Origin of the sequence: Mesorhizobium sp. (assembly GCF_005063415.1) — a bacterium.
Taxonomy (GTDB): domain Bacteria; phylum Pseudomonadota; class Alphaproteobacteria; order Rhizobiales; family Rhizobiaceae; genus Mesorhizobium.
In genome coordinates this window covers 1-9,067 of the sequence record NZ_SUEG01000184.1, presented here as the reverse complement: position 1 = coordinate 9,067, position 9,067 = coordinate 1, and the positions used below count along the sequence as shown (strand labels likewise).

Below are 9,067 nucleotides of genomic sequence, written 5' to 3'. Positions count from 1 at the left end.
CATCGGTCCGGCGCTCGTATTCCTTGGTCCAGTTTTCTGATCGCGGCTGCTCGCGCACATCGCCGACGCGCATCTGCTGTCGGTCGTTGGATCCGAGCATGACGACGACGGCTGCCGGTTTTTCGGCAGCGATCAGCGACTTGACCTGTTCTGGCCAGTTGTAGACATCGTCACGCACGAAGCCGGACGATCCGTTGGCACGGACGACGATCCTAACGCCGGTGTTCTCGGCAAAGGCGGCGTCGAGCCCCTCAGCCAGCCCAGACGCCATGAAATCGCCGACCACCAGAACGACGCGTGCATCCGGCGCCTTCTCGGCCACCGGGGTTGTCGGTTCGGCCGCCGGCGGCCGGCGAACGGACCGGGGCTTCCTCAGCTTGGGTCTGGGCTTTGTTCTCTGGAATTCTCTCTGGAATTCGAGCGGCGGCTGCTCAAACCGCTCGCTTCTGCGTGGAAAAAACAGGTCGCGTAGCGACCAGCCACGACTTTCCGGCTCCTGCGCCATGGCCGAGGTATGAAAGGCACTGGCGCCGCCGACTGCCAGAACGGCGATCGCCAGAACGAGGATCGGCACGCGACGAACGATTAACCGGATGCGCGCAGCCGAAACCAATCACCCTCTCCATCCCGTAACCGGCTCTAGTTCTGCCTGAGCCATTTGAGCACTTCCTTGCTCGGATACCCGTCCTGGGTCAAGCCGGCCTTTGCCTGGAAGGCCATGATGGCGGTTTTCGATCCGTCACCGATCTTGCCGTCGAACTTGCCGTCGTAATAGCCGTGCTCGGAAAGTCGCTTCTGAAGCTCCTGCCTTTCCTCGAAGGAGAGCTTGGTAAACGGTCGCTTCCAGTCCTGCACAAGCCCGCCATACCCGGCGATTTCGTCGGCAAGAAGGCCCACGGCAAGCGCATATTTGTCGGCATTGTTGTAACGCTTGATGACCGAGAAATTCTTGATCATCAGGAAGGCTGGCCCGCCGCGGCCGCCGGGCAGCTTCAAAGTCGCCTTGTCCGCACCGTTCTTGAACGGCTTGCCGTTGGCACGGGTGACGCCCAGCGCCTGCCATTGCGACAGCGACTTCGAGCCCCCAGGCAGCTTCTTGCCGTCCGGAAGGCTGACCTCATAACCCCAGGTCTTGCCTGCCTGCCAGCCGTTCTTCCTCAGCAAATTGGCGGCTGTCGCCAGTGCGTCGGGAATCGAATTCCAGATGTCGCGCTTGCCGTTGCCGTCCATATCGACCGCATAGGACTGGTAGCTGGTCGGGATGAACTGGGTATGGCCCATCGCGCCGGCCCATGAGCCGCTGAGATGGCTTTCGTCGATGTCGCCGGTCTGCAGGATCTTCAGCGCCGCGATCAGCTGGGTGCGGGCAAATTTCGCTCGCTTTGGGTCGGCATAACCAAGCGTCGCCAGCGAGCGCACGACATTGCGCATGATGTCATCGCGCTTGAGGGTCTCGCCATAGTTCGATTCCATAGACCAGATGGCCAGCAGGATGTAGCGGTCGACGCCGTATCTTGCCTCGATCCTGTCCAGCCAAGGCTTCCATTTCCTTGCCATCTGCTGGCCGACGGCGACCGACTGGTCATGGACGCGGTTATCGAAATAATCCCAGGCGGGTGCGGTGAATTCGGGTTGAGTACGGGCCTTTTCCAGCACCACCGGGTCAGCATCGTTGATGCCCTTGAATGCCTGGTCGTAGACGGAGCCGGAAACGCCGCTCGCCACGGCGGTAGCACGGAAGCTGGCGACCCATTGGCGGAAGCCGGCATCGGCAAAAGCCGACCCGCTGGACATGAGCAAGGCAAGCGAGAGGCTGGCGGCCGTCAGGACGCTGGTGAAGCGCCTTGCGGCGTTGCGAACGGACATCTTTTCCTCCTTCTTCATCTCAGGAAGACTATTCATCGCCGAACCCGGTTAGCATTTGGTTTACCATAGGTGCCGTCCGGGGAGAAAAGATGCGTCAATGCTTTACCAGCTGAGATTTCTGACCCGCCGTTCAGTAATCCTCGATTTCGGCATGAAAATGTCTCGAATCGGGATTGCCGAACAGGCATGCAAATGGATAATTGGCACATGAAGAGAGTTCGCAAGGCAGTATTCCCGGTTGCCGGTCTCGGCACGCGCTTTCTCCCCGCTACCAAGGCCATTCCCAAGGAAATGCTGACGGTCGTCGACAGGCCGGTCATCCAGTATGTGGTCGATGAGGCGCGCGATGCGGGGATCGAGCATTTCATCTTCGTGACCGGCCGCAACAAGGCGGTCATCGAGGATCACTTCGATGTCCAGTTCGAGCTCTACGACACGCTCGCGCAGCGCGGCAAGGACGACCAGCTCGCTCGCCTGCAGCGGCTGCAGCCGGCGCCGGGGCAGACCAGCTTTACCCGCCAGCAGGTACCGCTCGGCCTTGGTCACGCCGTCTGGTGCGCGCGCGAGCTCGTCGGCGACGAGCCCTTTGCGCTGCTGTTACCCGACATGATCATGCAGTCGGAAAAAAGCTGCATGAAAGACATGGTCGAGCTTTACGCCGAGACCGGCAACAACATCGTCGCCGTGCAGGAATGCGATCCGGCCGAGGCGCACAAATACGGCATTGTCGGCCGCGGCGAGGACGCGCATCACGGTTTCCGCATCACCGGCATGGTGGAAAAGCCGAAGACCGGCACGGCGCCGTCGAACCTCTACATCAACGGGCGCTACATCCTGCAGCCGGAGATATTCAAGATACTCGAAGGTCAGGAAAAAGGCGCCGGCAACGAGATCCAGCTCACCGATGCAATGCTGAAGCTGCAGAAGCAACAGCCCTTCTACGGCTACCACTACCGCGGGCGGACGTTCGACTGCGGCTCGCCCGAAGGCTTCGTCGAGGCCAACGTTGCCTTCGCACTGTGGCGCAGCGACATGAATGGCGGCATGGCCGGTATCATTCGCACGCTTCTCGACGAACTCGCGCCGTCAGAACGCCGCGGCGTAGCCTTCTAGTTTCAACACCGGCTGCCGCTGACCGGCTAAAGCGCGCCGCGACCGACCTCATGCGACGCGCTTTAGGTTCTTGTTTTATGCATGTCGTTATCGCAAAACCGCTGCACACTTTTGCGCGACATGCATTTAGCGCTGCAACTTCAAGCCGACGAAGATACTGTTGGCCGTGTAGCCGCGCCCAACCAGGTTGCTGGTCAGTTTTTCAGTCCTGGCGCGGGTGGTGAGCCCGGTATAGCGGTTCAGCCACCACGTCAGCCCTGCCTCGGCGCTCAGCGTCAAATCATGATCGTCGGAGCCGGTATAGTCGCGCCATTCAAGGCCGAGCGCGGCATTTCCGGTCAGGTTGGCGCGGATTTGCCGCTCGCCGGTGAGGCTGCCGGAATAGAGCATGGAGCCGCTTTCGCCCGCATTCGTCGTGTTCTCGGCGGTCGTCTGTGCGGTGAGCCCGATCGTGGTTCCGCGTTCCGGCGACCATTTGAGATCGGCATTGACCGTCGCGCCCGAAATCGCCGGCAGGCGGTCGTCGTCGATGGCCTCGCGCAGCCAGCCGACCGAGAACTCGCCGCTAAGCTTTTCGCGGAGATCGAGCTCGACGCCGGCCCGTGCGCCAAGCCTGCTGGAGGAGCGCCGGAAGCCGTTTGGATCGACGCGCAAATCATAAGCGCGCCGGCCGATCTCGATTTCGGTGAACGGGGTGATGGCAGGCGAGATCTCGTAACCGGTGCGCAAAATGGCCGTGTAGAGCCTCGAGTCGCGGCCCTTCTGCGACAGCGATCCGCCCGACGAAAGCTTGGCGTCGCCAAAGATGTCGTGCTCGACCGCGCCGGTCAGCGCGAAGCGCATCTTGCCGGCATCCTTCTCGACGGCGAGGCTGCCGTTCACGGTCTGGCGCACTGGCTGCCCAACGGCACCGACGATGGCGTCCGGCGACGAGGCCGATTCGGGCACGGCCTCGTAGCCCAGCTTGGCGATGGCGCGCAGATCATTGTCGAGATCGATGTTGAGCGTGCCGTCGACCCGGCCTTGCGCCTCGTGAATGTCATAGCCGGACAAGGTTTCGCGGAAGATGCCATAGCCCTCAACCGTCGCCGAATTCTCCCGCCAGTCGGAGACGGCGTTGAAGCGCAGCGTCGTTTCCGACAGCAATGCCGGCTTGCCGAGGCTGCTCGAATCGGCGTTTGTCGAAGACGTCAGGCCTTGCTCGAGCGTCGGCCGGATCACGAAGGAGCCGAGCTTGATGCCTGTGGCGGCGAACGGGTCGTCCTCGTTCTTTTTGTTCTGGCCTTCGATGGCTTCGGTGCGCTCGGCGCCGGGGTCGAGCTTGAGCCTCTCGGCGGAATCGACGGTGACGGCACGGCGGTTGACCGTATCCTGCTCGTCTATGGCAGCGGTATCGGTGTCATCGGTCGTCGCCGCGGGTGCAGTCGCGGTTCCCTTGCGCTTCTGGCTGTCCGCGGTCTCGTCTTCGGCGTTGGCCGCATTGGCGGCGCGTTGTGTTGCGCTTGGCCGCCGTCGTGGGGGCGGAGCAGCGTTGTCGGGAAATGGGTCGCAGCTGGCCGCCGGCGGATCGAAAGTGCCGCCGGTTGTGGCCGCCTCTCCCGTGCCGTCGTCAGGCAAGGCCCCCGGACTGGCCGGACGATAGGTAGGCAGCGGCGTATTGTCGTTGGCGGTTGCAGCAGCCTGGGCGCCTTGGGTTCCAGCCATGCTCGATTGCCTGATCTTGTACTGCTGGTCGTCCAGGATTGTCGATTCCGAAACCTCGCCGCGCAGCTCGGTTTCCTGGGCGCAAAGTACTGCCGGCCGCGACAACGCAAGGACACTGGTTGCCAGCAGCAAAGCGCAGACCGCCTTGCCCTTTCGTCCCATTTTGCTTTGAGGCTGAAACCCGGACATCGGCACCACTGCTTGCGCGGCGCACGCGCGCCATACTTACGAAACCGTAAATGGGGATGGTTAACGGAGCGTTGAGGGATGGGCCGTCAAGGTGTTCGGGGCGGCAATTCCGTTGGACAGGCGGGCGCCGAAGCGCTAATCGCATCGTCCATGGACGTGAAATCCCCAGACAGGAAGCGGCACGACGGGCAGGCCGCGATTGCCTCGGCGCTGAGAACGGTGGCGACGGAGCAGGCCGGCGTCGCGGCACTGGCAGATGCTCTCGAAAACGGGCTGGCCGAGCCGTTCGCACGGGCCGTCGACATGGTGTCGCAGATCGATGGCCGCGTCATCGTCACCGGGGTCGGCAAAAGCGGCCATATCGGCTCGAAGATCGCCGCGACACTCGCCTCGACAGGCACGCCGGCCTTCTTCGTCCACCCTGCCGAAGCCAATCACGGCGACCTCGGCATGATCGCCAGGAACGACGCTATCGTCGCCCTGTCGTGGTCGGGGGAAAGCCTCGAGCTCAAAGGCATCATCGCCTATTCGAGGCGCTTCTCGATCCCGCTGGTCGCGGTCACTGCGGGCGAAAAATCGGCTCTGGCGCGCGCGGCGGACGTGGTGCTTCTGCTGCCGCGAGCCCCGGAAGCCTGTCCGCACGGCCTTGCGCCGACGACCTCGACGCTGCTGCAAATGGTGATGGGCGATGCGCTGGCCATCGCGCTGCTCGAGGCACGCGGCTTCACCCCGGACCATTTCCGCACGTTCCATCCCGGCGGCCAGCTCGGAGCCAACCTGACGCAGATCCGCGAGATCATGCATGTCGGCGACAGGCTGCCGCTGGTGTCGTCAGGTACCGGCATGCGCGAAGCGATCCTGGAATTGTCGCGCAAGGGGTTTGGCTGCGTGGCGGTGACTGGCGCGGACGGCAAGCTGATCGGCATCATCACCGACGGTGACATCAGACGCCATATCGGCAGCGATCTCCTGGCGATGAGCGTCGATCAGGTGATGACCAGAGAGCCAAAAATGGCCGCGCCCGACACGCTTGTTGCGACGGCGCTGCAGACGATCAACGACTCGGCCATCACCAGCCTGATGGTGGTCGAAGGCAGGCGGCCGATCGGGCTCGTCCATCTGCACGACCTGCTGCGCATCGGTGCTGCCTAGCGGGCTTCTAGACCGCCTCGACCGTCAGTTCCAGATCGGTGTCGGCGGCGCCCGTCACCCGCACCTGCGTGCCAGCCGGCAGGTCAGGGCCGGAGACGCGCCACAACGTGTCGCCCAGCTTGATGCGGCCGCGCCCGTCCTTGATCGGCTCGGCAAGGGTCGCCGTCCGGCCGACCATCTGTGCGCCGCGACGGTTGAGCAGCGGCTGGTCGGTCTCCTCATGGCGCCCGCCTACCAGCCGCTTGCCGACATAGGCCGAGACCAGCGACAGCGCGAGGAAGGCGAGGACCTGGACCTGCCAGGTCCAGAAACCGGCGTCCCAGATGAGCAGCGAGACGACGCCGATCAACAGCGCGGCAATGCCGATCCACAGCATGAAAATGCCGGGCGCGATGACCTCCATAACCAGCAGGACGAAGCCGAGGACCATCCAGCTCCACGGGCCGAGTTCGGAAACAATGCGGTCGAGCATGGCTGCGGCCTCAGGTCTCGCTCGGGCGAACCACCGGTGGGCGGGCGGCCTGTCGTGCGGCGCCGGCGGTGCCTTCGCTCCGGAAAACCTCCTTGGCGATTTCGCCAATGCCGCCGAGCGTGCCGATCAGCGATGAGGCCTCCACCGGCATCAGAACGAGTTTGCTGTTTGTCGCCGAGCCGATCTTGGTTAGCGCTTCGGTGTATTTCAGCGCGACGAAGTAGTTGAGCGCCTGCACGTCGCCCTTAGAGATCGCCTCCGACACCACCTGCGTGGCGCGTGCTTCAGCCTCGGCCGAGCGCTCGCGCGCCTCGGCATCGCGGAAGGCGGCTTCCTTGCGGCCCTCGGCCTCCAGAATCTGCGATTGCTTGAGGCCTTCGGCGGCGAGGATCTGGGCGCGCTTATTGCGCTCGGCCATCATTTGGCGACCCATCGATTCGACGAGATTGGCCGGTGGGTTGATGTCCTTGATCTCGACACGAGTGATCTTGATGCCCCAGGGATGCGCCGCCTCGTCAACGACGCGCAGCAGGCGCTCGTTGATGGCGTCGCGGTTGGACAAAAGTTCGTCGAGGTCCATCGAGCCCATGACGGTGCGGATGTTGGTCATCGTGAGATTGAGAATCGCATTCTGCAGGCCGGAGACCTGGTAGGCGGCCTGCGCCGCGTTGAGCACCTGATAGAAGGCGATGCCATCGACGGCAACGGTGGCATTGTCGCGGGTGATGATCTCCTGCGTCGGGACGTCGAGCACCTGCTCCATCATGTTCATCTTGGCGCCGACACGGTCGATGAAGGGCACGATCAGGTTGAGGCCTGGGTTCAATGTCTTGGTGTAACGGCCAAAGCGTTCGACGGTATAATTATAGCCTTGCGGAATTGTCCGGATGCCCTTGAAAAGCACCAGCACGACAAGGGCGACAAGAACAAGAAGCGCGATGTCAAAACCACTGAAACCCATTTGGCTCTCCCCTCAAGGCCGGCCATGTTGGACATTCCACGCGGCCGACTTGACCAAACACTTAAGTGTGTTTCAGCAACGTTACAATCAGGTGATCACGGATTGCCGGTGCATAGACGGGTGATCTGTTCAGGCCCAGCCGGACAACTCGCGCCGCACCATCGCCTCGATCACCGCCATGCCCTCGGCACTGTCGTTGAGGCAAGGGATGTGTGCGAACTTTTCACCGCCGGCATGGTGGAAGGTCTCGGCCGCTTCCCTGCCGATTTCGTCCAGCGTCTCGATGCAGTCGACGGAAAAGCCCGGATTGACGATGGCGATCGATTTCACGCCTTCGCGCCCTAGTCTTTCGACCGTCTTGTCGGTGTAGGGCTGCAGCCATTCCTGCGCGCCGAAGCGCGACTGGAAGGTGGTGATCAGCTTATTTTCATCCCAGCCGAGTTTTTCGCGCAGCAGCCGCGTCGTCTCGAGGCAATGGGCCTGGTAGGGGTCGCCCTTGTCGGAATAGGGTTTCGGAATGCCGTGATAGGAAGCGATGACAATTTCCGGTTCGAAGTCGAGGCTCGCCAGATGCTTTTCGATCGAACGGGCGAGCGCCTCGATATAGGCCGGCTCGTCGTAATAGGGCGGCACGCTGCGAATGGCCGGGGCATGGCGCATCTTCATCAGCGCGCGAAACAGCTGGTCGTTGGCGGTCGCAGTCGTCGTCGCCGAATATTGCGGATAGAGCGGGAAAGAAAGGATGCGGTCGCAGCCTTGCTCGACCAGTCTCTCGGCCACGCTTGCGGTCGAAGGGTTGCCGTAGCGCATCGCCCAGTCGACGACCACATGGGGTAAATCGCCGAGCGCAAGCCCGAGCTTCTCGGCCTGGGCACGGGTATAGGTGCGCAGCGGCGACTCGTTACGCTCCCTGTTCCATATCCTGGCATAGTTGGCGCCCGATTTCTTCGGCCGGGTGGTGAGGACCACGCCATAGAGGATCGGATACCAGATCGCCTTGTTGAGCTCGATGACGCGCGGATCGGACAGGAACTCCCGGAGGTAGCGCCACATCGGCTTGAAGCCGGTGCCGTCCGGGGTGCCGAGATTGATCAGCATGACACCGACCTTGCCGGGCCTGACCAGAGGGCGCCCTGCCGACGGCGAGGCGGTGGTCCTCTCGGCTTTGATTTCAGCAGGGCTGGCACGCGTCATGAGGTTCTCCAACACCGCGAACCAACGGTGCCGCGGCGAAAGTAGCGATGCCGCGCCGGTTTTCAAATGCTGCGTCTGGCCGCACCTTGTCCCAGAAATGCAACACCCGCCCGGTTTGCCGGGCGGGTGCATTGCGTTCCTGCGGCCGGATTACTTCGAGGCCGCCGGGATCGTCAAGGTTGCGCCGACCGGCAGCCGGCGTGGCTCGTAGGCTTTGTTGGCATCATAGATCATTTTCCATTTGGTGCCGTCGCCATAGGCCTTCACCGCGAGATCCCAATAGGTATCGCCGGCGACGATTAAATGGCTGCTTTCGGCCGGTGCCGGCTCAGCCGGCTTGGTGGGCTCGGCAGGTTTTGCCGGCTCGGTTGGGGCCGGTTCACTTGGGGCTGGCTCACTCGGGGCAGGCGCTGTCT

General features: G+C 62.8%; 9 protein-coding genes. 2 read left to right on the top strand and 7 right to left on the bottom strand.

What is annotated here, in order from left to right; all coding sequences use genetic code 11:
• The coding region (locus E5W70_RS28690) for a DUF459 domain-containing protein (RefSeq protein ID WP_292664677.1) at positions 1 to 613 on the bottom strand (613 nt) is incomplete at its 3' end.
• Positions 614 to 639: 26 nt separating this feature from the next.
• Entirely contained in the window at positions 640 to 1,866 is a 1,227-nt protein-coding gene (locus E5W70_RS28685; protein WP_292664676.1) for a lytic murein transglycosylase, read from the bottom strand.
• A gap of 207 nt (positions 1,867 to 2,073) precedes the next feature.
• Here E5W70_RS28685 and galU point away from each other — a divergent pair, with 207 nt between their 5' ends.
• A complete protein-coding gene (gene galU, locus E5W70_RS28680; protein ID WP_292664675.1) occupies positions 2,074 to 2,979 on the top strand; it encodes a UTP--glucose-1-phosphate uridylyltransferase GalU in 906 nt (301 codons plus the stop codon).
• A gap of 126 nt (positions 2,980 to 3,105) precedes the next feature.
• Here the strand turns inward: galU and E5W70_RS28675 are convergent, their stop codons facing one another.
• Entirely contained in the window at positions 3,106 to 4,872 is a 1,767-nt protein-coding gene (locus tag E5W70_RS28675) for an outer membrane beta-barrel protein (RefSeq protein ID WP_292664674.1), read from the bottom strand.
• 150 nt (positions 4,873 to 5,022) lie between these two features.
• On the opposite strand from E5W70_RS28675, the gene E5W70_RS28670 reads away from it, so the two are divergent.
• Complete coding sequence (locus E5W70_RS28670; protein WP_292664673.1) at positions 5,023 to 6,024, top strand: KpsF/GutQ family sugar-phosphate isomerase; 1,002 nt, start codon at positions 5,023 to 5,025, stop codon at positions 6,022 to 6,024.
• A gap of 7 nt (positions 6,025 to 6,031) precedes the next feature.
• Here the strand turns inward: E5W70_RS28670 and E5W70_RS28665 are convergent, their stop codons facing one another.
• The 4 genes from E5W70_RS28665 to E5W70_RS28650 all read right to left on the bottom strand — a co-directional run.
• A complete protein-coding gene (locus E5W70_RS28665) occupies positions 6,032 to 6,496 on the bottom strand; it encodes an NfeD family protein (RefSeq protein ID WP_292664672.1) in 465 nt (154 codons plus the stop codon).
• Positions 6,497 to 6,506: 10 nt separating this feature from the next.
• Positions 6,507 to 7,457: an SPFH domain-containing protein gene (locus E5W70_RS28660; RefSeq protein ID WP_292664671.1), complete on the bottom strand. Its 951-nt coding sequence runs from the start codon at positions 7,455 to 7,457 to the stop codon at positions 6,507 to 6,509.
• A gap of 129 nt (positions 7,458 to 7,586) precedes the next feature.
• On the bottom strand, positions 7,587 to 8,651 hold the full coding sequence (hemH, locus tag E5W70_RS28655; protein ID WP_292664670.1) for a ferrochelatase: 1,065 nt from the start codon (positions 8,649 to 8,651) through the stop codon (positions 7,587 to 7,589).
• Between the two features lie 150 nt (positions 8,652 to 8,801).
• Positions 8,802 to 9,067: LysM peptidoglycan-binding domain-containing protein (locus tag E5W70_RS28650; protein WP_292664669.1), on the bottom strand; the 266-nt coding region annotated here is incomplete at its 5' end.

Excerpts from the sequence above, each read along its gene's own strand:
- E5W70_RS28685 (WP_292664676.1), bottom strand. The coding sequence starts at position 1,866 with ATGTCCGTTCGCAACGCCGCAAGGCGCTTCACCAGCGTCCTGACGGCC.
- galU (WP_292664675.1), top strand. The coding sequence starts at position 2,074 with ATGAAGAGAGTTCGCAAGGCAGTATTCCCGGTTGCCGGTCTCGGCACG.
- E5W70_RS28675 (WP_292664674.1), bottom strand. The coding sequence starts at position 4,872 with ATGTCCGGGTTTCAGCCTCAAAGCAAAATGGGACGAAAGGGCAAGGCG.
- E5W70_RS28670 (WP_292664673.1), top strand. The coding sequence starts at position 5,023 with ATGGACGTGAAATCCCCAGACAGGAAGCGGCACGACGGGCAGGCCGCG.
- E5W70_RS28665 (WP_292664672.1), bottom strand. The coding sequence starts at position 6,496 with ATGCTCGACCGCATTGTTTCCGAACTCGGCCCGTGGAGCTGGATGGTC.
- E5W70_RS28660 (WP_292664671.1), bottom strand. The coding sequence starts at position 7,457 with ATGGGTTTCAGTGGTTTTGACATCGCGCTTCTTGTTCTTGTCGCCCTT.
- hemH (WP_292664670.1), bottom strand. The coding sequence starts at position 8,651 with ATGACGCGTGCCAGCCCTGCTGAAATCAAAGCCGAGAGGACCACCGCC.